The organism is Pseudoduganella sp. jia 12 (genome assembly GCF_055502675.1).
Genome location: NZ_JBUXKP010000004.1, coordinates 413,570 through 438,315, shown reverse-complemented (window position 1 = coordinate 438,315; position 24,746 = coordinate 413,570). Strand labels below are relative to the sequence as shown.

Below are 24,746 nucleotides of genomic sequence, written 5' to 3'. Positions count from 1 at the left end.
CCGTCCAGCTCCCTTACAGCGCCTTGTGATGATCGCGGAACCAGCGCCGCGCCACGAGGATCGCCACGGCCTGCATCGTGGCGCTGACAAAGAACGTGACGCCGATGCGCCAGTCCGATGGCGGCAGGTGGCTGACCTCGGCCAGCATGAAGCCGCCGGCCAGCGGCATGACGACCACGCCCACGCTGTTGATCGCATGCAGCGATCCCATCAGCTCCCCCTGCTCGGTGGCCGGCGTGGCCTTCGAGATGATGCCCTGCAGCGCCGGTCCCGCGGCGAACGCCAGCAGGTTGCACAGGATGAGCACGTACATCATCCAGCCCTGCGTGGCCAGCCCGTACAGCAGGTAGGTGACGGCGCCGGAGCCGAGTCCCAGCAGCGACAGCCGCACTTCGCCGAAGCGCTTCATCAGCACGCCGAGCAGGCCGGCCTGCACGATCACGCTGGCCACGCCCACGCAGAACAGGGCGATGCCGTTCTGGGTGGTCGACCAGCCGAAGCGGAACGTGGTGTACAGCACCCACGTGGTGTGGAGCATCGTCTGCGCCAGCGCCACCAGTGCGAACACGGCCACCAGGCCGCGGGTCTCGCGGCGCCGCCACAGCCTGGCCAGGCCGCCGAGCGGATTGAGCTTGCGCAGGTCGAACGCGCCACGCCGTCCAGCCGGCAGCGATTCGGGCAGGAAGAACCAGCCATAGACGAAGTTGGCGGCTGCCATGCCCGCCGCCACGTAGAACGGCAGGTGCAGGTCGATGCCGCCCAGGATCCCGCCCAGCATCGGACCCGCAATGAAGCCCATGCCGAACGCCGCGCCGATCTTGCCGAAGCTTTTCGCCCGGTTGTCCGGCGTCGACACGTCGGACGCATAGGCCGACGCCACCGACATGCTGGCCGCCGACATGCCGCCGATCACGCGCCCGACCAATAGCCAGCCGAGCGTGGGCGCCAGCGCGGTGACGAGGAAGTTGAGCGACATGCCCACCATCGAATACAGCAGCACGGGCCGGCGGCCCACCTTGTCGCTGATCGCGCCCAGCATCGGCATGAACACGAACTGCATGAGGCCGAACGTGGCGCCCAGCAGGCCGTACCACATGGACTGCTGCTCGCGCGCGGCGACGAATTCGCCGACCAGCACGGGCAGCACGGGAATGATCAGGCCCACGCCGAGCATGTCGATGAACACGCACAACAAAACGAAGTTCAGGCTCACCGGCGCGGCTGGCGTCGTGGGCGCGGCCGATGCCGCGGCGGTGCCGCCGGTCTCGTCCTTCATGGCCGCACGGTGGCCGCCGCCACCTCCGTGTCGTCCAGCACGAACACGAGGCGGCCGTGCATGGCGCGGCTGATGCGGTTCATGGCCGGACGCAGCGCCTGGTATTCCTGCGGCGTGCACCAGCCGCGCGGGTTGCCGGCAACCACGCGTCGGGCCATGCGGTAGCGGGTGCCGTCGCGGGAATAGGTGGCCTCGTAGTCGAGGCCATCCTGGCGGATCGACAGGTTCTTCGGCACATACAGCACCTGCATCGCGGCGGGCAGTTCGATCGTCATGTCGTCTTCCACGGCGAACGGTTCGCAGCGCGCATCGTATTGCCGCTCGCGTTCCGTGAAGCGGCCGGCGAATCCGGCCAGCGGTACCGGCCCGTTCATGCCGGGCAGGAACGACAGCACGCCGGCTTCCGGCTGGCTGACATAGTTGCGGATGCGTTCCGTGTAGCGCACGCCCAGCGTACCGGCGTGCGGTTGCGGCAGCGCTTCCAGGTTGCCGTCGCCCTCGTAGCCGTTCGATGCCATCGTGCGGCGCACCCAGTCGGCCATGCCGCCGGCGCCCACGCTGTCGATGAACTCGCGCACGGCCACGGCATTGCGGCCATGGCCGACGATGTCGGTAACGCGTTCGGCCGAACCGTCCAGTGCCACCCGCAATGTCACCTTGCGCTCGACGCGAAACGCCTGCGGATCCGGCAGCGGGGTGCTGCGCAGCGCCGGTGCCAGCCGCGTGGCCAGCGCGGGCTTGCCGGCATCGTTGTCGGGCAGCAGGCCGAACGGCATCGCGTCGTCGGTCGCGTCGAGGTACAGGTCCAGTTCGGGCAGGTACGTGATCGCGTGGTCGAACCACATCACGGCGATATCGGGCAGCGTGAAGTTTTCGCCGTCGGCGCGCAGCAGCACGGGCGATGCGGCGATGCCGCGCGCCGCCAGCAGCGCTTCGAGCAGCACCACGTGGTCCTTGCAGTCGCCGTAGCGGCGCTGCAGCACGGTGCCGGCATCGTTCGGTACCCAGCCGCCGTCGCCGACATAGCTGGCCACGTAGCGCACGTTGGCGCGCACCCAGTCGTACAACAGGCGCGCGGTTTCCTTCGGGCCCGCGGCCTGGCCTGCCACGTCATCGGCCAGCGCGCGGATCGCCGGCGTGACGGCGGCTTTCGGCGCAGCCCCTTTTTCGTAGGCATCGGCCAGTGCCTGCCAGCCGGCGAACGTGGACAACATCAGGTGCGGCGTGCGGCGCCAGCCATTGGCGGCGTTCGGCTCGGGCGTGCCGGTGCCCGTGCCGCGGTAGCGCCAGCGCAGCACGCCGCTCGCGCCCGTGACGGCCGCTGCAGGCTGTTCGTCCACCTGCGCCAGGCCGTACTGCGCCACCTTCAGCGACAGCGCGCGCGGGTAGCGCACCGTGATCTCGCTGTCGTCGCGGATCACGTCGTCCCGCAGGAACATCACGTGCGACATGCCGCCCGGCAGTTCCGGCACCTTCTGCACGAGCCGGTAGCGCAGGCGGATCGCGTCGCCAGCGGCCAGTTGCGGGAACGTCACCTGCAGCAGGCGTTTTTCCGGGAACGACACGCCGCCCAGGATGCCGTCCTGCACCTGGATGGCCGACGGCTCCACGGGAATCGGCGTACCGCTGGCGGGGATCGTCTCGGCGGCCAGCAGCTCCAGCGTCTGGCGGCGCGTGTCCCAGTTGACGTATTGCTGGCCGAGCGAGCCGGCACCGGCGGCATCGACGGCGCGCCATGTGTAGTCGACCGTCTGCTCCACCGTGTGGTCCGCCCGGATCACGATGTCGGTGCGTTCGCGCACGGCGCGCACATGGCCCTGGCCATCGGCGTGCGCCCACTGGGCGGCGATGCAGAGCGACGCAGCAAGCAGCAGGCGGGCGAAGGGAGTCGTCACGGAATCAGGCCGGCGGGGCCCATTCGTCCACGAACTGGTCGCGGAACGCCACCAGCGCGCGCAGGCGCTCCTCGCCGAGGCGCCGGCCTGCGGCAGTCTGCATCGTGCCGGGCAGCGTGGCCAGCTTGACGGCGATATGGTCGAGCGAATAGGCCTTGTCGTCCAGCGGGCGTGCCAGGCCGGCCGGGTCGGTGCCGTGGGCCAGGGCGGAACCCATGCGGCCCGCCGTATAGAACATGCGGGCCAGTCCGACGGCGCCCAGCGCATCGAGCCGGTCGGCATCCTGCACGATCTTCGCTTCGATCGTCGCCGGCACCAGGCCGGCGGAAAAACTGTGCGTTTCGATGGCGTGCCCCACGCCCGGCAGCAGCTCCGCCGGGAACCCCGCCGCGGCCAGTTCGCGCGTTGCCTGCTGCGCGGCCTGGCGCGAAGCGAAATGGCGTTCCGGGTGGTTCTTCGGCAGATTGACGATATCGTGCAGGTAGCACGCGGCCATCACCACCAGTGCATCGGCTTCCGGGTGATCGGACAGCAACCCGGTGGCGTTGCGCCACACGCGATGCAGGTGGCTGGTGTCATGTGCGCCATCGTCTCCGGGCATGGCGGCAGCGAGCGCGACCAGCCTGGGGTGCCAGCTGGCCAACGGTGAAGTTGTTTTTGTCATGGTCGAATCGATACGGCGGGCGCCCATTGTGCCATGAATGAAACGCTTTAGCTGTAATTTGGGCAATTTCAAGAGCTCGATTGAGTTGCCTTGTGGAATTTTTGATGCGGTAAAAATTTTCATGCGGTAACATTTCGCATCGACGCATATTCATTGCGTTAGTCCCGAACAGGAATAAAAATGACCGATACCGCAAGTACCAATCCTGCCGAATACCTCGCCTTCACGCTGGGCAAGGAAGAATATGGCATCGACATCCAGAAAGTCAGCGAGATCCGCAACTATGAAGCGCCGACGCGCATCGCCAGCGCCCCGGATTATGTGAAGGGCGTGATCAACCTGCGCGGCGTGATCGTGCCGATCGTGGACATGCGCATCCGCTTCGCGCTCGGCACGCCGGAGTACGGCGCGTTCACGGTCGTCATCATCCTCAACATCAGCGGCCGCACGGTCGGCATGGTTGTCGACGCGGTGTCCGATGTGACGACGCTGACGCCGGACCAGATCAAGTCGACGCCGGACCTGGGTTCGTCGCTCAACACGGAGCACATCATCGGCCTCGGCACGATCGACGACCGCATGCTGATCCTGGTCGACATCGACCGCATGATGTCGAGCGAGGAAATGGGTCTCGTCGAGCGCCTCGCCGCCTGACCGGAGCCTGGCCATGAATATCCTGCGCAACCTTCCCATCGGCAAACGGCTCGGACTGGGCTTTGCCGTAACGATCGCCCTGGCGATCGTCATCTCCGCCATCGCGCTGTGGCGGCTCAACGACGTGGCCCAGGCCACGCACGCGATGATGGCTTCGCCGCTGGCGAAGGAGCGCATGATCAGCGACTGGTACAGCAATATCGACAGCGCCGTTCGCCGCACGACCGCGATCGCTAAGTCCACGGATACATCGCTGGTCGCTTATTTCGCCGGCGAAAGCAAGCGTTCGTCGTCGTCCTCTTCCGAGCTGCAGAAGAATATCGAGGCATTGCTCGTCACCGATGCCGAGAAGGCACTCTTCGCGGGCATCATGGAACAGCGCAAGATCTACCTGGGCTCGCGCGACGAGGTGGCGAAGCTGAAAGCGGCCGGCCAGCTGGACGAGGCCGGCAAGGTGTTCGAGACCGTGTTCGTGCCCGGCGCCGCGAAATACCAGCAAATGGTCAAGGACCTGCTGAAGCTCGAGCGCGCCCAGATCGACAAAACGGCGCTTGACATCGACCGTATCAACGAGCGCAGCCGTACCATCGTGATCGCGCTGGCGCTGGCTGCGCTGGTCTTCGGCTCGGCCAGCGCCTGGTGGCTGACGGTCGGCATCACGCGCCCGCTGCGCCAGGCCGTGGATGCCGCCACGCGGGTGGCTTCCGGCGACCTGACCGGCCGCATCGAGGCGGGCGGCAGCGACGAGACCGGCATGCTGCTGCGCGCGCTGGGCGAGATGAACACCGCGCTGTTCAACATCGTGACCGAGGTGCGCAACGGTACCGAGAGCATCAAGGTGGCATCGACCGAGATCGCAGCGGGCAACCACGACCTGTCGGCCCGCACCGAGCAGCAGGCCGGCGCACTGGAGGAAACCGCTTCGTCGATGGAAGAGCTGACATCCACCGTGCGCACCAATGCCGACAACGCGCGCCAGGCCAACGGCATGGCCGCCGCCGCGGCCAGCGCGGCGGCCCGTGGCGGAGACGTGGTCCAGCAGGTGGTGGGACGGATGACTTCCATCGATACGGCATCGAAGAAAATCGTCGACATCATCGGCACGATCGACGGCATCGCGTTCCAGACCAATATCCTGGCGCTGAACGCGGCCGTCGAGGCGGCGCGCGCGGGCGAACAGGGACGTGGCTTCGCCGTGGTGGCCAGCGAAGTGCGCAACCTGGCGCAGCGCAGCGCCGCGGCGGCCCGGGAAATCAAGGAACTGATCGGCGATTCCGTTGCCGAAGTGGCCGAAGGCAGCCGCCTCGTGGCACAGGCCGGCAGTACCATGGACGAGATCGTGTCCAGCGTGCGGCGCGTGTCCGATGTGATCGGCGAAATCACCGCCGCCAGCGTCGAGCAGGGTGCGGGGATCGAAGAAGTGAACGGCGCCATCGTGCAAATGGACGCGGTCACGCAGCAGAACGCCGCGCTGGTCGAGGAATCGGCTGCCGCCGCCGAATCGATGCAGCACCAGGCCAATGCGCTGTCCGAAGTGGTCAGCGTGTTCAATACGGGGACTGCGCCCGCCCGGACGGTGCCGCGCTTGCCGGCGCGCGTGTAGCAGAGAGCCGGGCGAGGCGGAGCGGTTTTCCTGCCCCGTCAGGCGCCGGCAATGGCACGCTGCGACAGCGCATCGGCAGCGCCGTTGCGGTGCCGCGGCAGCCAGCGCACCGCCACCCGTTCCAGCCGCGCCATCAATTCCAGCGCGCGTGCGCGGTGCGCCTCGAGTCCCTTCGCGCCGGGCACGTCGCCCATCAGCACATCCTGCACCACCACCTGGCTGTCGCCATAGGCCGCCAGTTCCCGTATTCCCGTTTCCACCGCGGTTTCCAGCAGCGCGACCAGCGCCAGGTATTCGGCATCGCCGCTGGTGCCTTCGCCGGCGCGGCGGCTGATCTCGATCCGTTCGCCACCGGGCCCCAGCAGCAGCGCACCGATGCCGAGGCGGCCGGGATTCGGCGTGGCCGAACCGTCGAACCAGCCGTGCCAGGCGGACGGCGATGGCGGCACCGGCTGGCGCGCCAGCTTTTCGGCGGCGGCGCGGGCCTGGGCGAGGGAACGGGGAGTCAACGAAGGAGCGGTCATCGGCGCGAGCAAAGCGGCGATTCTAGGCCGATTCCAGCACCGGCGGGCGAAAAAAAGGCGCCCGTGGCGCCTTTCGTTATCCCGGCCTAGCGGCGATGCGGATTTTCGGGACGGTGGTCGTAACGGTTCGGTACACCGTCGCCATCGCGGTCGCGGTCGTAGCGGTTCGGCACGCCGTCGCGGTCCTGGTCGCGGCGCGGGCCATGGCCGTAGTACGCATGGCCCCGGTCGCGTTCCCAGCCGCGATCGTGACCCCGCCCGTTGTTCCCGTAATAGCCGCGGTCACGGTTGTAGTGGTTCGGATCGCGGTCTGCCCAGTTCGCCCGGCCATCGCCGTCGCGGTCGCGGTCGAAGCGGTTCGGCACGCCGTCGCGATCGAGGTCGCCACGTGGCCCGTGACGGTTCCAGCGCGCCTGTTCATAACGCCAGTTGCCGCCGTACTCCACCCAGCGCGGCGACGCATAGGCATAGCCCGGGCGTTCCGCCAGGTAGCGGCCGCCGACCCACACGTGGCGATGACCGTTCCAGTCCCAGTAACCAGGGGCCCAGACATAACCGCGGCGCGGCTGGGGCTGCGCTTCCCAGCGCAGCGGCGGCGGTGCCGAGCCGATGACGATGTTTACGCCGACCTGGGCAAACGCCTGCGTGGGCGCGAAGGCGGCGGCGCCGAGGGCGATGGCGGCTGCTGCGATGAAGGAAGTCCTGATCATGGTATTTCTCCGCATGGTATGGATCTGTTATCCGTGTCGGGCGTCCGGCGCCCCGTTGAAACCACTATAGCGTGCGCGGGTCCCAGGGCAAAAAGCCATTTCAGATTCTTACAAATGACGCAGGATCGGGCCTGCATGTTTCCGGCATGTTTCCAGGATGTTTCCGCCGGCCCGAGCACGGGCTTTCCGCTTCCCCCGGCTAGCGGCCGGCATGGCCCAACCGTCGACCGCCCCGTTCAGGGAATATGCCGAGCATCGCCGCCGCGCATGGCGCCGTGGCAGGAACCTGCGCGGCCCCCGTGCGGTGCCGTGGATTCCCCTGGTGGTGGCGGCGTTCGTCCTGCTGGGCGCGGCGGTGCTGGGCGTGAACGCCTCGAGGCTGGGCGCGACGGCGGCGGCGGCGACAGCGGGCGCCGATGCGCTGCGCGCCGCCGCGGTGCTGCAGCCCATCGTTCCGGGTGCGACCTTCGATGTGGCGGCCACGCCCGGCGTCGTGCTGCTGGCGCGGCCGGGCGGCGGGATCGCTGTCGCGAGCCGCATGCAGCCGGGCTCCCCGGTGCGGATCGACCTGTGCCCGTCGGCGCGGCAGTTGCCGGTAAGCCTGGGGTATCGTTTCGCCGACGTGGCGCGGTGGGAGCGCGCGGCTGGACCGGGCTTGGCGCTGCGCACGGCGGCAGGCACGATGGCAAGCGCGGTGAGAAGTAAACAACAGTTGCTGGTGGCGCCCGCATCGGCCACGACGGTGGCCATGCCGGCATTGCAGCTGGCGCGAACTGCGGGTTTGCCGCTGCAATTGACGTGGACCGGCAGGCAGGCGCGCTGGCTCGGCGATGGCGGAGAAGGCGTCGTCCATGGCGCAGCCGGCAGGGTGGCACTACGCGACGAGGGCTGGCTGGCCTGGCCCGGCGGCGCATTGCACCTGGTGCGCCGGCCGGGCGCCACATGTTCCGGCGCCGGCGAACTGGTGGCGCGCCTGTATGCACCGGACACGTCGCAGCGCGGCCGGGCCCGGATCACGGCATTCGGCCTGCACGGCGCCGCCGCCACGGCATGGCTGGCGCCCGGCAGCTACACGGTGCCGGCCATGCCGGCGCCGGTGCTCGAAGACGAATCCCTGTTCGCGGCATTGCAGGCCCGTGGCCTGGTCCGGCTCGCGGACGATGGCGCCATCGTGCTGGCACCCCAGGACCTGCCGGCGTGGCGGGCGGCGCCGGCACGGCAGCGCGCGGCCGACCTCGGCGCATGGCGCCACGTGCCCCTCGACGATACGGCGTCGATGCTGCTGCGCCGCCTGTACCGGCAGGCGGACGGCACTTACCTGCGCCAGCAGGTCGCGCTGTACAACAGCGAGCGCATCCTGCTGGCCTGGCGCACGCGCAGCGGCGATGCAAACCGCTGGCGTGCCGACGGCCCGGTGACGGAAGCCGCGCCGCCACAGGCAGCCCGCCTGTTTGCCGCGCTGCCGCAGGGTTGGCAGCCATGGACCCGGCTGGCGTCGATGCCGGCCGGCGCCGCAACGGGCCGGCTGTCGCTCGACCTGCCGCAACCGGCAACCGGCCGTGAAACGGTGAACTTGATGCTGGCAGGGCGCCTCGCGCGGGCCGACGGCGCCACGGTCGAGGCGCGCGCCGCGTGCGACGGGCGCGCCTGCACGGCGCCGGACGACGTGCAGCAACTGCGCCTGCAGCCGCATCCGGGCACGCGGCGCATCGTGCTGACTGTCGGCCCCCTCGATGCGCACGCGCTGGACCGGCCGGGCGAACGCCAGTACCGGCACCTGCGCGTCGTGGCGAACCGCATCGTCTGGCAACCGCTGCCGCGTCCCGTGCCGGCGGAACCGGCGCGCGGCGCCACTGCTCCGGCCCTGGTCGCGGACCGCAACGGCACGCCGCTGTGGACCGGCGACACCGCCACCGCGGTTGCCACGCATGCCGGCCTCGCACCGCTGCTCGGCCTCGCGGCGGACCACGAAGCGGGCGTCGCCGGCATGCTGGCGCGCGCTGGCCAGGCGGGCGCCCGCGCGCGCCTGTCGCTCGACCTGCCGCTGCAGGCCTTGGCCCGGCGGGTGCTCGACTGCACGGCGCTGCGGCAAGGCGCATGGCACGGAGGCCGCTGCGAAGGCGCCATGCCGGCACCGCCGCAGCGGCGGGCCGGCTTTGTCGTGCTCGATGCGGAGAATGGCGACATCCTGGCCGCCGCCGGCGCGGGCCAGCCCCGCGTGGATGCCGGCAACTGGCAGGAAGCGCGCGCGCTGGACCGCGCCAACCCGGCCGGCAGCGCGCTGCGCCTGCCGGCTTGGCAGCACGACGGCGGCGCCCACCACAGCCCCGGTTCCACGTTCAAGGTCGTCAGCGCACTGGGCCTGGAACTGGCCGCCCGCGAGGATCGCCAGCTCGATGCCTTGCTGGCGGGCCTGCCGCTGCCGGCCATCAATGCGCTCGCGCGCGAGCGCCAGTTCGACTTCGCCACCGGCGCGCCCACGTATCCCGCCACCGCGCCTGGCGCCAACGTGACGAACTACCGCGAACAGGGCATGGACCGCCGCGCTCACGCGGGGCGGCTCGGCCTGTCCCAGGCGCTGGCGTTCAGCCTGAACACGTGGTTCGCCTGGACGGGGGAACTGTCCGACCGCACGCTGTTCGGCCGTGCCGATGGCGGCGCGCCCGGCCTGCAGTCGCTCGAAGCGGGCGCGCTCGACGGTGCCCGCCCGATCCTGGCCGCTGCGCGCCGGCTCGGCTTCGAGCGCCCGCTGCGGCTGGACGGCGGCCTGCTGCCGCCGGATTTCCACTGGACCGGTTACGATGCCCTGCAGGCGACGCCGGCGCGCATCGACCCGATCCACACGCGCCACGAGCTGCGCCAGATGAGCATCGGCTTGCGGATGCAGGCCACGCCGCTGCAGATGGCTCTGGCGGCAGCCGCGGTCGGGCAGGGCGCCACCGTCGCGCCGCGCCTGCTGGTGGAACTGGACGGGCGTACCGCCGCCCCGGCATCCCCGGAAAAGCTGGACGTGCGGCTCGACCGACTCCGCGCCGGCATGAAGGGCGTGATCGACACGGGCACGGCGGCAGGTGCTTTCCAGGCTTTGCCACGCGCCGTGCGTGCCGGCCTGTATGGCAAGACGGGGACCGCCCCCACGGGCGACGACACGGCCACGGTGTGGTTCATGGGCTGGCTGGAGCCGGGCACGCTGCCGGGCCAGCGCCACCGGCTGGCCTTTGCCGTCTACGCCAGCCATTCGGACGGTACGGGTGGCGGCCACGCGGCGCCCGCCGTGGCCGCGCTGCTGGGCGCACTGGCGGGCGAGGACGGGCGCAAACGGTAAAGGAAACGGGTAAACCGGGGCATCCACGGGCGAATGCGCGGCACTCATCCATGTCATCATGGCGAACGATCGATTTGCCGAGCAATGACATGAGGCTGCCAGGAACGCGCTACCAGGAACCCGGCTGGGAACAGGTGAGGAAGCTGCTCGGCCATGCGTCGCTGCTGGCTTTCCGGCAGTGCGAGCTGGCGCACCTGCTCGATCCGGCACGGCATGCCGGCATGCTGGACTGGTACACCGACGTGGTGGCGCATGCCCTGCGCGGTGCCGGCCGCTCGCTGCGCGGCATCGCCGCCGGCAACAGCTATGGCGACAGCGTGGCCGACCTGGCATTCGCGCTGCTGTGCGAACTGCAGGCGCAGCCCGCGTATTTTTCCGTGTTCGCGGCCGCAGTAACGGCCGAGCATGCGAAAGCCGGCCCGTTCTGGCGACACGCCGCCGGCGATGCGCTGCTGCGCAAGAAAGTCAACGACATGTTCGCCACGCTGCGCGACAAGGTCGATGCCGATCACTACATGGCCGCCACCGGCCAGCCGTGCACGCCGAACCGCATCCAGACGTATCGCATGCTCGACATGGCCTATGCCGCGATCGCCCAGGTGTTTGCCGGCTGGCCGGGCACCGCGCAGCAGGTGGCGGCGATCCTGGGCCGGGAAGCGCAGGGTATTCCGATCGAAGTGCGCCAGCTGAAGTCGATCGGGCAATGCAAGGCCGCGTGGGTGATCAACTGGAGCGCCACGCTGGAACGCTTTCGCGGCGCACCGGGGCCGCTGCACACGAAATCGAAGCGCTTCGCGAGCCTGCGCAACAGCGTCGACAAGATCGCCGCGATGCTGGCCGAGATCGGCGACTACGAGGAATTGTCCGGCAACCGGGACGACGCCGGGTGGCGGCACGACAGCGGAGATGCGGCGGCATGGCTGCAAGACCTGGAGCGGGTGGCGAACGAGGCGAACGAAGGGGGCAATGACCAGGAGGACCGCATCCAGCCTCCGCCCGGCGAGGACGATGAAGAGGACGTTTCCGGCGCCCCCGGCTACCAGGCATTGCCGGGGCGCGCGGCGGCCATGGCGACCCTGGACGGCCTTCCGCTCCCGGTACGGCTGGCCGTCTGCCTGAAGCTGCTGGGCCCCGCGGACGACAGCTATCCCGACGGCTGGCTGGACGAGGAGACGGGCGAACTGCCGACGCTGCAGCGCCTGGCGCAGCGAAGCGGCATGTCCGTGCCCACGCTGCGCAAGCGTCGCAATGCCGCCCTCGATCTGTTATATGGCTTGAATGGCGTGACAAGTCCCACTGGAGAAGAAGATGAACCTTGATGCCAGGCTGCGTGAACGGCTGTTGCTGGCGCGTGCCGTGCCGGGCGACCGGCTGATGCTGGCCGACAGCACGCTGTTGGCGGCGCTGGATGGCACCCGGCCCCTGAGCGAGGGCGAACTGGCGGCGCTGAACGGCTCGCCCGTCACGCTGCGGCGTTTCCGGCACCTGGCGCTGGCGCGCCGCCGCGGGGCATGGCAATCGTCGACCGGCATGCTGCGCGCGGCCGACAGCGGCGCGCTGCCGGCGCTGGCGACGGACGACGGCTTGTGGACGCTGCACTTCCTTGCGGCCGGCGACGGCTGGCAGGTCGTGCTGGCGCTGGACGCGGCGGCGCCGGCGGCACCCCGGCTGCTGCGCGAACGGGCGTTGCTGCGCGTAACGGACGGCGACGGCGCCACCGTGCTGCAGGGCCGGCTCGATGCGGACGGCGAGTGCGAACGCCCCTGGCCGTTCGACGCGGCACCGGCCGGGCATTTCCAGCGCTACGGCGGCACGTTTGCGGTGACGGCCGTCGGATGACCGTGACGACGAAGCGCGAGCCGTCGCTGCATGGCGGCGTCGATGCGGTCGCGGCGCGCTGCGATGGCGGGCCTGTGCCGCCCGGCGCGACCGTCATCGCGTTCGGCGCGGACGGCCAGGCGCGCCGCCCGGCTGCGCCCGGCGGGGCTGGAACCCTCATGCCCGCGCCAGGCAAGGGAGAACAGGCATGGTGGTTCCGGCCCGGCCCGCACGCGGTCGTCCTGGTGCCGTTCGCGGGCGCGCCGGAAGTGGGCCTGCGGCTGGTATTCGTCGTCGACGCGCCCGATTCGCGCCTCGTGCGCCAGCGCTTCGACCTCTTCCTGTTCAGTGAGGTGGCGGAACTGGCAGCCAGCCTTGGGCTGGCCGAATTTGCCGGACGTATCGAAGCGGCACTGCGCGCCGCGCTGGACCAGGGCACGCTGGAGCTGCCTCCCTGCACGTCGCTCGATGAGTGGCATGCGTTCCGCGCCGGGCTGGACGAGCTGCTCTACATGCGTTTCGGCGTAACGGTGGACGATTGCGTGCCGGTCGAGCTGGACGACGTCGACTTCGCCGCCGTGCTGCGGCGCCGTGCCGCATCCGTGCCGGTGTCGCCCGTTCCGGAACCCGAACCGCTTGCCGCATGGCCGGCGGCCCCCGCGGCGGGTGCGAAGCCGGACGATGCCGTCGCGCTGCGCCGCCTGTTCCTCGAACTGCCGGACGTGGCGCGCGCGTTGCGGCTGCTGCCGGCGCCGGCGTTCGCGGCCCGGCAGGCGCAGCTCCGGCAGCTCGCGCTGGCGGCGCTGGACGTCAGCACGATGCCCGCGCTGGCGTGGCTGGCCCCCGGCCGGACACGCACGATGGACGAACAGCATCGGCTCGCGGTGGCCAGCGCGGCCGCCGTGCAGGCGCTGGACGAGCTGTGGGCGGCGCTGGCCGGGATGCGCGTCGGCCCAGGGGCCGACGACCTGGATCGCATCCTGGCAAACCTCGCCTGCCACCTGGCGGCACGCCGCGGCGCGATGCCCGACGAGCACCGGGAGCCGGCACCATGAACGGCAGCCGTGACACCGCCACGTGCCGCACGGTGCTGCGCGACGGCAGCATCCTGACCGTGACCGCCACCGTGCGTCCGCGCGCGAACCGGGCCGACGTCAAATGCGCGGTGCCCGGCGCACCCGTGCTGGGCGAGCGGATGGCGCAAGTGGTGCGCCTGGCCCGCCTGACCGAAGCGCGGCTCGACAGCCGCGTGCAGGTGGTGCTGGGCATCGACGGCGTGCCGGGCAACGGCGAACGCAACTGGGAACTGGCCGCCGTGCTGGCGGACCGGATGGTACGGGGCGTATGGCTGCCGTCGTCGTCCCCGCACCCGCCGGCATCCAGCGAGCCGGCTTGCGCGCTGGGCTGGTCGGATGCGTGGCAGCTCGGCCGCATCGACGGGCACGACGCACCGGCCGCGCTGCCGGCGCACACGGAGCCGTTGCTCGGCGGCTCCGGGCTGCCGCATCTCGGCGCGTTGACCGGGCATGCCGACCCCGGCGCGTCCGTGTCGTCGGTGCGCTGCTGGTTCCCCCTCCACAGCGGCGGCATCAACGATGCGCTGGCGTGGGTCGAAGTCGCCGTCAGCCCGCTGGACGACGCCGGTATCGACGAGGAGGACACGATCGCGGTGACGGGCGTCGACGCGGCGGTGCAGGTGGGCGTGCGTGGCGTGCTGGCGGGCGCCCGGCATTTCGACGGCCGTGGCCTGGGCCGCTGGCGTACCGCCGTACGTTTCGGCGAACCGCGTTTTACCGGCGACTCCTACCAGCTGGCACTCGTGATGGCCGACCGCCTGGCGCGGGGCCGCGACTTCGTGCCGCGCGGCCGGCTGATCGCCACGGGCTGCTCGGCGGCATGGCATGCCGGCCAGGTCGATGCCGTGGCGGGGCGCGACGCCAAGCTGGCCCTGATCCTGGCCGAGGCCCGTGCCGGCGACCGGGTCCTGCTGCCGGACGCATGGCGCGAGGCATTGCCGCCGGGCTGGCGCGACGCGCTGCGGGCAAAGGGGGCTTCGTGCGCCTGCGTGGAGCGGATCGGCCTCATATAGGAACAGGGGCAGGGGGGATCCCGGCGCCTGTTAGAATCGGCTGGAGCTCATGGTGGAAATGGGAGGAAACATGTTCAAGATGTTCGGTATCGGCGGCGCGAAGTGCCCGCGCTGCGGCCAACGCAACGGCGCCGCCGGCTACTGCTCGCAATGCGGGCTGTCGCTGGGTGCGCCGCGCAGCGAGCCGGTATTGCTCGACAACCGCTGGGTTCCCGCCGCCGACGAGCTGGCGGTGTATTTCGGCGTGCGCGAACTGTCGGGCATCTTCACGAAAACGCTGCGCGTGCCGCCCACCACGCGCGCTTACATCCTCCAAGGCAGCACCGCCACCGAAGTACCGCAGGGCGAATACGAGCTGGAAGGGTTTTTCCAGCGCCTGAACAACCTGCTGCGCGACCAGCATGCCGAAATCCTCGTGACCCGCACCATGCCGCTGCCGGTCACGTTCCATCTCTCCGACCTGCATACCGCCGAGCACCTGGCCGTGAGCGCCGACTTCACGGTCGGCATTAAGGTCGAGCACGTGGCCGCGTTCGCCCAGCATTTCATGACGGCGCCGGGCACCGTCACCACGCGCCACCTGCAGGAATTGCTGCAGCAATCCGTGTGGCAGATCGCCGCCGAGTTCATCGGCGCCCGGTCGATCCGCGAAATGAGCGCGAACCCGGACCTGCGGGCGCAACTGGACGAGCGGCTGCAGTCGGCGCTGAAGCTGCGCCTGGCCGAGTTCGGGCTGGCCGCCGTGCAGGTGGAAACGCTGCAGCTGCGCCACGACAAATACGATGCCAACCGCGCACGCGTGGGCAGCCTGTGGCTGGTGGCCGACGAGCGCCACGTGCAGCTCGAGCATGCGAAGCATCTCGACGAGCTGTATGACGAGGAAGCCTGGCGCGAACTGGCCCGCGTCGAACAGCAGGCGCGCAACGATTACCGGCGCGCCGAGCTGCGGCAGGAGGCCGCCGTGGACAATGCCGAGCTGGCGCTGCGCGAGGCGGAGCGGCTGCAGGCGATCCGCGCGCGTGAAATCGACCTGTATGCCCGCATCGTCGAATCGCGCACGCGGGAGGCCGCACTGGAGCGGGGCGCCGGCGCTGCCGCCGCCGGGCTGGAACACGAGCTGGCACGCACGGCGGGGGCACGTTCCGGTGAGGCGGCCGACTGGGAGCAGGTGCGGCGGCTGGCCCAGATCCGCATGCGCACCGAGCTCGAAGTGGCCCAGCAGGAAGCCGTGGAACAGCGCGCGCTGGCGAAACAGCGCTTCACGCACCAGCTGCACGTGCAGCAGATCCGCAACCAGATGGACGCGGCGCTGGCCATCGAGGATGAAGGGCGGCGCCGCGCCGAAACGCAACGCCTGCAGCGGGCGCACCTCGAGGCACAGCGCCGCGAGGCCGAGATCGAGGCGGCGCACCACGAGGGCCGCACGCAGGCGGTCGCACTGGCCAACCTGGCGCGCAAGCGCGAGGCCGAGCGCATCCGCGAATGGGAGGAAGAGCTGCACGTGGCGAAAGCGCGCGAGCTGGCGCGCGGCGAGGCCGTGAAGGAGGCGTCGTCGCAGGTGGAAGTGGCCGGCATCGCCGCGCGGCTGGACGAGTTGCGCCGCAACGGCGCGAGCGTCGAGGCGATCGCGCAGCATGAGAAGCTGCTGCGCACGATCGAGGCCGACGGCGTCGCCCAGCGCCAGGCGCACGCCATCGCGCACGAGGCGGAAGAAAGCCGGCTGATGCTGAAACTGCGCGAGCACGAGGCGCAGTGGCAGCAGGAATTGCGCCGCATGGAGCTGGAGCGCGAGGAGCGCTATGCCCGTGCCCGCACCGCCTACGAAACGCTCGTGGCCCAGCAGGACCATGCGGCCGAGCTGGCACGCATCGAGATCGAGCGCATCGGCACGATCGGCGGTCTGTCCGATACGGGCAAGGTGGCGCTGGCACCCACCGCCAATGCCCAGGCGCTGGCGCAACTGCTGAAAGTGCAGACCCAGGCCGGCATGGGCGCCGACCAGCTGCAGGCGCTGGCGCTGGTGGTGGGCGCCGAAAACAGCGTGAGCCCGCTCGAGGCGATGCGCATGGCGCAGCAGGGCCTGGCGGAAGAGCGGGCCCGCGCCGATGCGCAACAGGACAAGGACCGCCAGCACCAGCTCGAGCTGCTGAAGCTGCAGAACGCCACGCACGCCAATGCGCTGGCGTCGCAGATGCAGCTGGGCGTGGGTGTCGCGCAGGCCGGCGCGCCGGTGCACCACCACCACGCGCCGGCGCAGCCGGCCGGGCCTTCGGCCTGCGTGAACGGCCACCCGGTACCGGCAGGCCAGCCGGGAGGCAAATTCTGTGCGGAATGCGGCGTGCCGCTACGGCGCTGAAGGAACGGCAGCATATCGATGCAGACGGCAAGGGAAAAAATCCGCGAACTGCGCGCCCTCCATGACGACGGGCTGCTCTCCGCGGAAGAATTCGAGCGGCGCAAGAACGCGATCCTCGACGCCGAGTACACGCCCGGCGCCACGGCGCCGCCGCAGGTGCCGGGCAATCCGCATGCCCATGGGCAGCCACGCCAGGGCACCGAGCTGGGGCTGATGGCCGGCCAGGAAATCGGCCCGCAGCACCGCCGCTACCGGATCGAGCGGCTTATCGGCATGGGCGGCATGGGCCAGGTGTGGCAGGCCACCGACCTGGCCACGCATGCCGAACTGGGTCACAGCGAACAGGTGGCCGTGAAGATCCTGCCGCCGCAGCTGACGCAGAATCCCGCCCACGCCCGCCTGCTGGTCGAAGAAGCCACCCAGGCGCGCCGGCTGGCGCACGACAACATCGTGCGCGTCTACGAATGGGCGCTCGACCCGGCCACGGCCAGCTACTTCATCATCATGGAATGCCTGGACGGGCAAGACCTGGATGCCTGGCTGGCCGAGCACGGCCCCGTGCCGTTCGGCGAGGTGGAGCGCATCCTGCGGCCCGTCGCCAGCGCGCTGCAATACGCGTGGGACCGGCACCATCTCGTGCACCGCGACCTCAAGCCGGGCAACGTGTTCCTCACGGCGCAAGGCGACATCAAGCTGCTCGACTTCGGCATTGCCGCCCGTTCGCGCGATGCCGGGGCCGGCCTGCCGCAGGTGCCGAATGCCGGCACGGCGGGCTACCGTGCACCGGAGATCGGCACCGCGCAAGCCAGCCCGACGCCGAAACTGGACGTGTATGCGGTGGCGGTGATGGTCTACCAGATGCTGGCCGGCGCACTGCCGTTCGATGATAACCGCTCCGCGCAGGTGTCGATCGCGGCGCCTCCCGGCTTGAACGACGCGCAGTGGCAGGTGCTGCAGCAGGGTTTCGCGTTCGACCACGAGGAGCGCTGCGCCACCGTGACGGCATTGCTCGATGCGCTGCGCCGCGCTGCAGGCCCGTCGCCGGAAGAGCTGGCGGCACAGGCGGCCGCGGCGCAGCTGGCGGCCGAGCGGCGCGAGCACGAACGCCAGCGCGCGCAACTGAAGGAAGCGCAGGAGCGGCTGCATGCCGAGCAGCGCGCGATGGAGCAGGCCCGTGCCGCCGAGGCCCAGGAACAGCGGCGCCTGGCGATGCAGCAGGTGATGGCGCAGGAGCGGGCACTGACGGAACGGCGGCGCGCCGAGGCGCAGGCCGCGGCGGTGAAGAAGCTGCGCGAGGACGAAGCGCGCCGCGAGCTTGAAAAGCAGCGCCGGCTCGAAGCGGAAGCGGCGGCCCAGGCGCGCAAGGAACAGCTGCGCCAGCAACTGCTGGCGCGCCGCGAAGCCGATGCCGCCAAGGCCCGCGCCATCGAGGAAGAAAGGCAGCGCAAAGCCACGCTGCTGAAAGCGCAGGCGGCCTACAAGGCGGAACAGGAACGCGCGCGCCGCGACCAGGCGGCCCGCAACGCCGCCGAGCTGGCGGCGCTGATGCCCACGGCGGCCAGCCCCGTGGCGGACCCCAGCGGCGTGTTGCGCGACCGTTTCCTGGACGGCACCGCCGTCGGCCCGGACCTGGTGCTGATTCCAACCGGCCGCTTCCAGATGGGCGGTACCGAACACGAACACGCGATGGCGCGCAAGGCGGGGTCGCAGCCTTCGTGGCTGGCGCGCGAGCTGCCGACGCACTGGGTGGCGATCGAGCGCTCGTTCGCGCTGGGCCGCTACCCCGTCACAGTGGGCGAGTGGCGCCGCTTCGTGCGCGCCACCGCGTGGGAGTCTGCGCTCGGCGTCGACTGGATGTCGCCCGGCTTCGAGCAGGACGACTGGCACCCCGTCGTCAACGTGAGCTGGCACGACGCACAGCAATACGTGCGCTGGCTGTCGATCATGACGGGCGCCCTGTACCGCCTGCCAAGCGAAGCCGAATGGGAATACGCGTGCCGCGCCGGCACGCGCACCGCGTTCTCGTTCGGCGACACGATCGGTACCGCGCAGGCCAACTACGACGGCCACTTCACCTTCGGCGACGGAGTGCGCGGCGAATTCCGCGGCGGCACCACCAAGGTGGGCAGCTTCCAGCCGAACGCATGGGGCCTGTACGACATGCACGGCAATGTTTGGGAATGGACGCAGGACGCGGCGCATGACGACTACGATGGCGCTCCCCTCGATGGCAGCGAGTGGGCAGGGGGAAACGGCGCGGGCGAAGGGGGCGGCGACCCGGACCGGCGCATGGTACGTGGCGGCGCATGGCTGTATCCGCCGCGCTATGTGCGCTCGGCCGTGCGGAACGGTTTCTCGGCCGTGCTGGCCAATGATGTGGTGGGCTTCAGGGTGGCGCGGCGGCTCGGGTAACCCGTCGGGTCCATCTTTTCGGTGATGGGCAGGCACGCCTGAAAAGGTGTACATTGCACGAAGTTCAACCTCCCGCAAGGAACAGCATGACCATCACCGTCCGCCGCGATGCCACCCAACCGATGCGCCACATCGTCCACGTGCGTAACCACCTGATCCCGGCCGACGTGTCGCAGGAAGAGGGCGGCGCGGATGCAGGCCCGTCGCCGCACGACCTGTACGACGCGGCGCTGTCCTCGTGCAAGGCGCTCACGGTGCTGTGGTATGCGAAGCGCAAGAACATCCCCGTCGACGATATCCAGGTCACCACCACGCGCGACGACAGCGAAGAACGGAAGGGTACATACCGCCTGGCCGTCACGCTGCACCTCACGGGCGACCTGTCCGAAGCGCAGCGGGCCGAACTGCTTTCCGTGGCCGAGAAGTGCCCCGTGCACAAGCTGATGACGGCCGTGACGACCGAAGTGACCACCACGCTGGGATCGCTATGAACATCGCGCACCTGATCAAGGGCCACGACAAGGACCTGGGCGGCGGCTTCATCGTGCGCCGCTACCTGCCTTCCGTCATCAAGCAGGCCGTCGGCCCGTTCATCTTCTTCGATCATTTCGGCCCGCTCGACGTGCCGCTCGATGCCAACCACGACGTGCGCCCGCACCCGCATATCGGGTTGGCCACGGTAACGTACCTGTTCGAAGGCGCGATGGACCACCGCGACAGCATCGGCACATACCAGCGCATCGAGCCCGGCGCGATCAACTGGATGACGGCCGGCCGCGGCATCGTCCACTCCGAGCGCGCACCCACGGATCTCAAGGGGCATCCGCACCGCATGCACGGCCTGCAGTTGTGGGCCGCGCTGCCGCAGGCGAACGAGGAAGACGAACCGAATTTCTCGCACACGCCCGCGTCCGGCATTCCCGAGCTGCCGGTCGACGGCGCCACCGTGCGCGTGCTGATCGGCACTGCGTTCGGGCAAACGTCGCCGGTGCCCACGTACATGGAAACGCTGTACCTCGACGTGGCGCTGGAACCCGGCCGGGAACTGGTGCTGCACGCATTGCCCGCCGAGGCGGCGATCTACCCTGTCACCGGCAGCGTGGAAGTGGACGGCATCGCGGTCGCCGCGAATGCGATGGCGCTGCTCGACACGTCGGCCGCTCCCCGGGTCACATCGGCCGAAGGCGCGCGCTTCGTCGTCATCGGCGGCGCGCCACTCGACGGGCACCGCTACATGTTCTGGAACTTCGTGTCGTCCTCGAAGGAACGGCTGGCACAGGCGGCGGACGACTGGGAGGCGGACCGTTTCGACAAGGTGCCGGGCGAAACGGAGCGCATTCCGCTGCCGAACCGGCCGAAGCCGCAGGGCACCTACCTTTAGTCCAATCCACAAGGAGGCCGACATGATCATCGCCATCACCGCGTTCAAGTTGCCGCAACCGATCACCCGCGAGGAAGCCCGGCGCATCTTCCTCGGCACCGCGCCGACATACCAGGGCGTTCCCGGGCTATTGAAGAAGCATTACGTGCTGTCCGATGACGGCGCGACGGCCGGCGGCGTGTACTTGTGGAATTCGCGGGCAGAAGCCGAGGCGCTGTACACCGACGCCTGGCGGGCATTCGTCGGCGACAAATACGGCACCGATCCCACCGTGTCATTCTTCGACAGCCCGGTGACGGTCGACAACCTGGCGCAGCAGGTTTTCGCGGAAGATCGCTGAGGCGTCGTCGAACAGGGCCCGTCAGGGCTGCAAGATCGTTGATTCGCAGCCGCCCGCCTTCCGGCGAGCGACTGTGAGGGGGAAGATGAGCTTCCAAAAGCGACCAAAGGTGGTTAGGAAGATGTGCTCGGGCCATTGCCGGCTGCGAACACCGCCGTCAGCTTATGCCCGGACTTCGGTCATGTACTTCCGCTTACGCCCCATTTCGGACGTTCGAGCTTCAGGCATACTCGCGGACTTTCAAACGCTCAAGCAGTCTGGTGTTTTAGGAATTCCGCAGTTACTTCCTTTATGACCTCAGATGCATTTGGGTGGCGCAGTACTCTAGTAAGGACCGCTAACCACGTCGCCCGCGCATTGGGCGCAAGTCCTGAGTTAAGAATTCGGTTCGCCATCCGGACGGTAACAACTTCAGGTTGTCGCTGAAGCGAGCCCATAAGAAAATCTTCATATCCTGGAATCGCCTCAAGCTCATGAACCAGTGGCCCAGGCGAGCCCAATTCAGCGTCAGGAAAACGTTCAATCAAGCTAAAAATTGCCTGTGCCGCAGGCAAGCGCTCAGCCGGGGGTTAAGATAGCTAATGGCGCCAGAAACTGATAGAGCTGTTCGACATTTTCACCCCCTCGCTTGACACAAAAGCATTGAGATTAGCAAGCAAGGGGTCGATCGACATTCTTTTTCCACTTCATACGGTAAAGGCTACGTGGTGCGAAGTCCGCTTCTGGCAATTCGAGCCCTTATGAAGGTCCTCTTCTGACCGGTTGCGGTCGTTCATAAGAGCTCGGCGTACGTTGCTTTTCCTCAGAGCCCGCTAAAGGATTTGTTTGGCACGTTTTTCAACGCTTTAGTAATTTCGAATAACTCAGCAAATTGATCTCCTTGTCCTCAAGATGCCTCAGCGTGTCTGATAAGCATGAGAAAAAACAGAGTAGCGCTCCTGCCGGATCATTTTCCAACTCGTAATAAACCGCGTCAATAGTTTTTCCTTCAACAACTCGCATAGGTGAATGACCAACAAACACTCCATCTTCGATGATCAGTACCCCGTTGACCTGGTCTGCGGCACGTGCATCCGGGAAAAATTTTTCTAGAACGCCAATAACTTTTTTATAGCCTTTAAACCCGATAATAAAGACTGGAACAAAAATTTCGTCATAAAGTACGATCGGACCCTCGGTCGGCTCCCGACGTAGTTTTTTTATTTCAGCAGCTTTCGCCATGGATGCGTCTGCTTGTTGGTAAAGATTCGATTTTATTTCAAAAGCTGCCGCTACACTATCTGCAAGATACAACCGATTGGTATCAGAAGAGATAGGGAAGCTTAGCGAAAAAGGCTTTTCGAATACCGCATCTACCTGTCCAGTCTCTGCGCCTGAAGAATCGATAATCGGGCCTTTCCCCAAGCGATAGCTTTGGGGTAAGACCAGTGCTAATAACTCACGAATCACAACTTCTCGTTCGTCACCTTGTACAGGGGTAGTAAAGCCATTCGTATTTTCGTACGCCTGCATGAGCACTGTATGAATGTTCTTAAGCTTACTACTGAAAAGGCTTACCGGGTCCATTTGTCAGCTTTCATGATATACAATATAAATGAATGGTCCTATAGTTTCACAGGACGGAGAGGCTGGGCCCCTAACGTCTGCTGTTGCCGAAAGCGGCCAACCACACTGGTTTAGGGTACGGACCTGGTGCCTTCAAAACCACCGGCGCGACTGGGACATTGGTCGCGTTTTTAGCTGTGCAATCGCGTCTTTACGTCGAATGAAAACTGGGACCAACGCGCTGCCGCATTCGAGCCAACACCTAGATCTTCTTTTCTGGAAGAGGTGGCGGCGGCTTCATACGCCGAACTGGACCTTTTGAACTCACTCTAGCAAGCTTTTCCGCCTTTAAAATTTCGTCAATCTTTTTCACGCCATAACGTGCATCAAGCAATGCAGCCATTCTAGGGCTGATTCCAGTCCATCCCCTCTTTTTGATGCGCTTAAAGTATCGTTCCACATCACTAAATGTCAGAGCAGCACGAACGAACACGGTCCCGCTAACCCAGCGATTCTCATAATGCAACTGATAACTTTCTAGAAAATCTGGGGTGAGCAATTGTTTGAATTCCTCAAGAGTCTCAATGCCGAAAGCGCGTAGCTCTTCGACAGCATCTGATGGGAAAGCTCCGCGACTAGCTACGAAACCATCTAAGTGAAGTATATCCGGCATACTGCGTAGAAGTTCAACTACGCCCGCCGATGTAAGCTCGACGCCACGTAATACACCAGATTCGGCTAATCTCTTGCTAGCCTTTTCGTGCTCGTCTACCTCTTTAGCCAATGAGTCGAATTGGCCGTCCACTATTTCAAGTGTGCCGGCCAGCAGATTTAGCCTGCGCTTAATCTCCGCCGGTAATTCCCCCGCAAACTTGTAGCTGCGGTCGTGCTCGATCTCAGCCCAAGCATGTTGTAAAACCGTCCTGACCTGTACCTCAAACAGTATGCCTTGATATTGTTTCAACTCGGGTAAAGCAATCCGCTCAGCTCCGAGCTCGCAAATATAGTGTATAGATCTGTAGCCGATCTCGTTACTTTGAAGTTCTTTAGACTTGTCTACACTTTTCTCTAGATGGATCTTGAAAGCCAATTCGATCAACTTGCACACCTTCGCCACATCCGACTCTATGTAGGTAATTATCCTGGCGCCAACGATATCCGTTATCTCTTGAACGCTTTGATAATTTTTACGTTCTACTTTTTCAACGATGCTTTCTAACGTTTTGATACGAGAGGAGACGGCTAAGTAAGCCAACTTTTCCGATTTCAGTAGGGCCGAGATCGTTGTTGCGACAACTCCACCAAGACTCTCGTAGACCGGTGAGTTATCGCGGTACCAACCCGGTATCGCATCTGGGTTATCTGTCATTTTCGCTGCATCAAAAAATTATCAAGAATACAATCAAGCCACCGTTCGGCAACTTGCGTCGTATCACGGGGGGCCTCATCATATTGCGGACGCATGTGGTGACGGTATTGAAGGACTGGCGGCTGTACGAGCGGCTGCTCTTGGCCGATTGCTGCCCTCCAGTGTATGACAGGAATCGACCCAGAGCAGACGTTAAACCCAGATGCTAAAAAACTCTAGTAACGCACCGTTTCTGGCTCAACAAATGTACATCCGATGCAACCGGCGGCGACGATTGCTGCGGACACGTCACCAGACACTCCTATTTGCTGAATCTCTGAGATAACGGCAAGACGAGTCCCGAGAAACTTCGACTCGTCCAGCACTAAACGTCGCACAGACAGTGCTGGCCCCGCTGAAAGCTCATCATTAAATTCGATGTCTGAAGCCGTCAGATCGACCGCTTGGAACCGTTTCAGGGGGTGTGCTACAAAGTAGCCGCTCAAGGGTACATCGCGATAGAAGACAGTTGCTGGAAAACATTCGATTTCAGCATTCATCGCCTGCAGTACATCTTTCAGCTTGGACGAAACGACGTTTAGCAAACCGACTCGGAAATAGTCAACTAAACCTGGCGGGCACTCATAACTATCTGTGAGGATCAATGAGACGTCAGGAAACTTCCCTGCCAAACTTGTCCCGCCGATCGTCTTCAAACCACGAAGCGCTGACAGCATCGGGTTGTGTGCCTCCGGACAGGGGACGTTTCCACTAGTGTCGACCTGCAAAAGTTTGATCATTTTTCG

20 protein-coding genes are annotated in these 24,746 nt (G+C 66.9%); 12 read left to right on the top strand and 8 right to left on the bottom strand.

What is annotated here, in order from left to right:
- Nucleotides 1–13 precede the first annotated feature (13 nt).
- The 3 genes from ACY65G_RS11170 to ACY65G_RS11160 are packed head-to-tail and all read right to left on the bottom strand — an operon-like array spanning nt 14 to nt 3,835.
- The gene (locus tag ACY65G_RS11170) at nt 14–1,276 is read right to left on the bottom strand and encodes a TCR/Tet family MFS transporter (protein WP_464997423.1); all 1,263 of its coding nucleotides are present in this window, start codon (nt 1,274–1,276) and stop codon (nt 14–16) included.
- Nucleotides 1,273–3,171 (bottom strand): DUF3857 domain-containing transglutaminase family protein, encoded by a 1,899-nt coding sequence (locus ACY65G_RS11165; RefSeq protein ID WP_464997422.1) that lies wholly within the window; start codon nt 3,169–3,171, stop codon nt 1,273–1,275. The genes ACY65G_RS11170 and ACY65G_RS11165 overlap by 4 nt, the downstream gene beginning before the upstream one ends.
- 4 nt (nt 3,172–3,175) lie before the next feature.
- Nucleotides 3,176–3,835, bottom strand: coding sequence for an HD domain-containing protein (locus ACY65G_RS11160; protein ID WP_464997421.1), 660 nt, complete (start codon nt 3,833–3,835; stop codon nt 3,176–3,178).
- Nucleotides 3,836–4,015: 180 nt separating this feature from the next.
- Here ACY65G_RS11160 and ACY65G_RS11155 point away from each other — a divergent pair, with 180 nt between their 5' ends.
- Together ACY65G_RS11155 and ACY65G_RS11150 are read left to right on the top strand one after the other, a co-directional pair.
- Nucleotides 4,016–4,489, top strand: coding sequence for a chemotaxis protein CheW (locus ACY65G_RS11155; protein ID WP_464997420.1), 474 nt, complete (start codon nt 4,016–4,018; stop codon nt 4,487–4,489).
- A gap of 13 nt (nt 4,490–4,502) precedes the next feature.
- Nucleotides 4,503–6,092 carry a methyl-accepting chemotaxis protein gene (locus tag ACY65G_RS11150; protein WP_464997419.1) on the top strand — a complete coding sequence of 530 codons (1,590 nt, stop codon included), beginning with the start codon at nt 4,503–4,505 and terminating at the stop codon, nt 6,090–6,092.
- A gap of 38 nt (nt 6,093–6,130) precedes the next feature.
- Here ACY65G_RS11150 and ACY65G_RS11145 read toward each other — a convergent pair whose 3' ends face one another.
- Nucleotides 6,131–6,616: a ribonuclease HI family protein gene (locus ACY65G_RS11145; protein WP_464997418.1), complete on the bottom strand. Its 486-nt coding sequence runs from the start codon at nt 6,614–6,616 to the stop codon at nt 6,131–6,133.
- Between the two features lie 86 nt (nt 6,617–6,702).
- On the bottom strand, nt 6,703–7,326 hold the full coding sequence (locus ACY65G_RS11140) for a YXWGXW repeat-containing protein (protein ID WP_464997417.1): 624 nt from the start codon (nt 7,324–7,326) through the stop codon (nt 6,703–6,705).
- A 211-nt stretch (nt 7,327–7,537) separates the two neighbouring features.
- Here ACY65G_RS11140 and ACY65G_RS11135 point away from each other — a divergent pair, with 211 nt between their 5' ends.
- The 10 genes from ACY65G_RS11135 (at nt 7,538) to ACY65G_RS11090 (ending at nt 21,047) form a co-directional block, all read left to right on the top strand.
- Complete coding sequence (locus tag ACY65G_RS11135; RefSeq protein WP_464997416.1) at nt 7,538–10,651, top strand: penicillin-binding transpeptidase domain-containing protein; 3,114 nt, start codon at nt 7,538–7,540, stop codon at nt 10,649–10,651.
- A gap of 89 nt (nt 10,652–10,740) precedes the next feature.
- Nucleotides 10,741–11,970, top strand: a complete 1,230-nt coding sequence (locus ACY65G_RS11130) for a hypothetical protein (protein ID WP_464997415.1) — start codon at nt 10,741–10,743, stop codon at nt 11,968–11,970.
- Nucleotides 11,960–12,490 (top strand): hypothetical protein, encoded by a 531-nt coding sequence (locus ACY65G_RS11125; RefSeq protein ID WP_464997414.1) that lies wholly within the window; start codon nt 11,960–11,962, stop codon nt 12,488–12,490. Before ACY65G_RS11130 ends, ACY65G_RS11125 begins: the two co-directional genes overlap by 11 nt.
- Nucleotides 12,487–13,524, top strand: a complete 1,038-nt coding sequence (locus ACY65G_RS11120) for a hypothetical protein (RefSeq protein WP_464997413.1) — start codon at nt 12,487–12,489, stop codon at nt 13,522–13,524. Before ACY65G_RS11125 ends, ACY65G_RS11120 begins: the two co-directional genes overlap by 4 nt.
- Nucleotides 13,521–14,558 (top strand): hypothetical protein, encoded by a 1,038-nt coding sequence (locus ACY65G_RS11115; RefSeq protein WP_464997412.1) that lies wholly within the window; start codon nt 13,521–13,523, stop codon nt 14,556–14,558. Before ACY65G_RS11120 ends, ACY65G_RS11115 begins: the two co-directional genes overlap by 4 nt.
- A gap of 70 nt (nt 14,559–14,628) precedes the next feature.
- Nucleotides 14,629–16,914, top strand: coding sequence for an SPFH domain-containing protein (locus ACY65G_RS11110; RefSeq protein WP_464997411.1), 2,286 nt, complete (start codon nt 14,629–14,631; stop codon nt 16,912–16,914).
- 18 nt (nt 16,915–16,932) lie between these two features.
- Nucleotides 16,933–19,326: an SUMF1/EgtB/PvdO family nonheme iron enzyme gene (locus tag ACY65G_RS11105; protein WP_464997410.1), complete on the top strand. Its 2,394-nt coding sequence runs from the start codon at nt 16,933–16,935 to the stop codon at nt 19,324–19,326.
- An 86-nt stretch (nt 19,327–19,412) separates the two neighbouring features.
- On the top strand, nt 19,413–19,817 hold the full coding sequence (locus ACY65G_RS11100) for an OsmC family protein (protein ID WP_464997409.1): 405 nt from the start codon (nt 19,413–19,415) through the stop codon (nt 19,815–19,817).
- On the top strand, nt 19,814–20,707 hold the full coding sequence (locus ACY65G_RS11095; RefSeq protein WP_464997408.1) for a pirin family protein: 894 nt from the start codon (nt 19,814–19,816) through the stop codon (nt 20,705–20,707). The genes ACY65G_RS11100 and ACY65G_RS11095 overlap by 4 nt, the downstream gene beginning before the upstream one ends.
- A 22-nt stretch (nt 20,708–20,729) precedes the next feature.
- Complete coding sequence (locus ACY65G_RS11090; RefSeq protein WP_464997407.1) at nt 20,730–21,047, top strand: YdhR family protein; 318 nt, start codon at nt 20,730–20,732, stop codon at nt 21,045–21,047.
- A gap of 837 nt (nt 21,048–21,884) precedes the next feature.
- On the opposite strand, the gene ACY65G_RS11085 is transcribed toward ACY65G_RS11090, so the two are convergent.
- The 3 genes from ACY65G_RS11085 to ACY65G_RS11075 all read right to left on the bottom strand — a co-directional run bounded on the left by ACY65G_RS11085 (nt 21,885) and on the right by ACY65G_RS11075 (nt 24,740).
- Nucleotides 21,885–22,613: a DUF6602 domain-containing protein gene (locus ACY65G_RS11085; RefSeq protein ID WP_464997406.1), complete on the bottom strand. Its 729-nt coding sequence runs from the start codon at nt 22,611–22,613 to the stop codon at nt 21,885–21,887.
- 241 nt (nt 22,614–22,854) lie between these two features.
- Nucleotides 22,855–23,961: a GTP pyrophosphokinase gene (locus ACY65G_RS11080; RefSeq protein ID WP_464997405.1), complete on the bottom strand. Its 1,107-nt coding sequence runs from the start codon at nt 23,959–23,961 to the stop codon at nt 22,855–22,857.
- 215 nt (nt 23,962–24,176) lie between these two features.
- Entirely contained in the window at nt 24,177–24,740 is a 564-nt protein-coding gene (locus ACY65G_RS11075) for an imm11 family protein (protein WP_464997404.1), read from the bottom strand.
- Nucleotides 24,741–24,746: the final 6 nt, after the last annotated feature.

What these genes read in the sequence shown, in the direction of transcription:
- ACY65G_RS11145 (WP_464997418.1), bottom strand. Translation starts at nt 6,616, where the DNA reads ATGACCGCTCCTTCGTTGACTCCCCGTTCCCTCGCCCAGGCCCGCGCC.
- ACY65G_RS11140 (WP_464997417.1), bottom strand. Translation starts at nt 7,326, where the DNA reads ATGATCAGGACTTCCTTCATCGCAGCAGCCGCCATCGCCCTCGGCGCC.
- ACY65G_RS11075 (WP_464997404.1), bottom strand. Translation starts at nt 24,740, where the DNA reads ATGATCAAACTTTTGCAGGTCGACACTAGTGGAAACGTCCCCTGTCCG.
- ACY65G_RS11135 (WP_464997416.1), top strand. Translation starts at nt 7,538, where the DNA reads ATGGCCCAACCGTCGACCGCCCCGTTCAGGGAATATGCCGAGCATCGC.
- ACY65G_RS11100 (WP_464997409.1), top strand. Translation starts at nt 19,413, where the DNA reads ATGACCATCACCGTCCGCCGCGATGCCACCCAACCGATGCGCCACATC.
- ACY65G_RS11120 (WP_464997413.1), top strand. Translation starts at nt 12,487, where the DNA reads ATGACCGTGACGACGAAGCGCGAGCCGTCGCTGCATGGCGGCGTCGAT.
- ACY65G_RS11095 (WP_464997408.1), top strand. Translation starts at nt 19,814, where the DNA reads ATGAACATCGCGCACCTGATCAAGGGCCACGACAAGGACCTGGGCGGC.
- ACY65G_RS11105 (WP_464997410.1), top strand. Translation starts at nt 16,933, where the DNA reads ATGCAGACGGCAAGGGAAAAAATCCGCGAACTGCGCGCCCTCCATGAC.
- ACY65G_RS11155 (WP_464997420.1), top strand. Translation starts at nt 4,016, where the DNA reads ATGACCGATACCGCAAGTACCAATCCTGCCGAATACCTCGCCTTCACG.
- ACY65G_RS11130 (WP_464997415.1), top strand. Translation starts at nt 10,741, where the DNA reads ATGAGGCTGCCAGGAACGCGCTACCAGGAACCCGGCTGGGAACAGGTG.
- ACY65G_RS11090 (WP_464997407.1), top strand. Translation starts at nt 20,730, where the DNA reads ATGATCATCGCCATCACCGCGTTCAAGTTGCCGCAACCGATCACCCGC.
- ACY65G_RS11160 (WP_464997421.1), bottom strand. Translation starts at nt 3,835, where the DNA reads ATGACAAAAACAACTTCACCGTTGGCCAGCTGGCACCCCAGGCTGGTC.
- ACY65G_RS11170 (WP_464997423.1), bottom strand. Translation starts at nt 1,276, where the DNA reads ATGAAGGACGAGACCGGCGGCACCGCCGCGGCATCGGCCGCGCCCACG.
- ACY65G_RS11115 (WP_464997412.1), top strand. Translation starts at nt 13,521, where the DNA reads ATGAACGGCAGCCGTGACACCGCCACGTGCCGCACGGTGCTGCGCGAC.
- ACY65G_RS11085 (WP_464997406.1), bottom strand. Translation starts at nt 22,613, where the DNA reads ATGGACCCGGTAAGCCTTTTCAGTAGTAAGCTTAAGAACATTCATACA.
- ACY65G_RS11150 (WP_464997419.1), top strand. Translation starts at nt 4,503, where the DNA reads ATGAATATCCTGCGCAACCTTCCCATCGGCAAACGGCTCGGACTGGGC.
- ACY65G_RS11080 (WP_464997405.1), bottom strand. Translation starts at nt 23,961, where the DNA reads ATGACAGATAACCCAGATGCGATACCGGGTTGGTACCGCGATAACTCA.
- ACY65G_RS11125 (WP_464997414.1), top strand. Translation starts at nt 11,960, where the DNA reads ATGAACCTTGATGCCAGGCTGCGTGAACGGCTGTTGCTGGCGCGTGCC.
- ACY65G_RS11110 (WP_464997411.1), top strand. Translation starts at nt 14,629, where the DNA reads ATGTTCAAGATGTTCGGTATCGGCGGCGCGAAGTGCCCGCGCTGCGGC.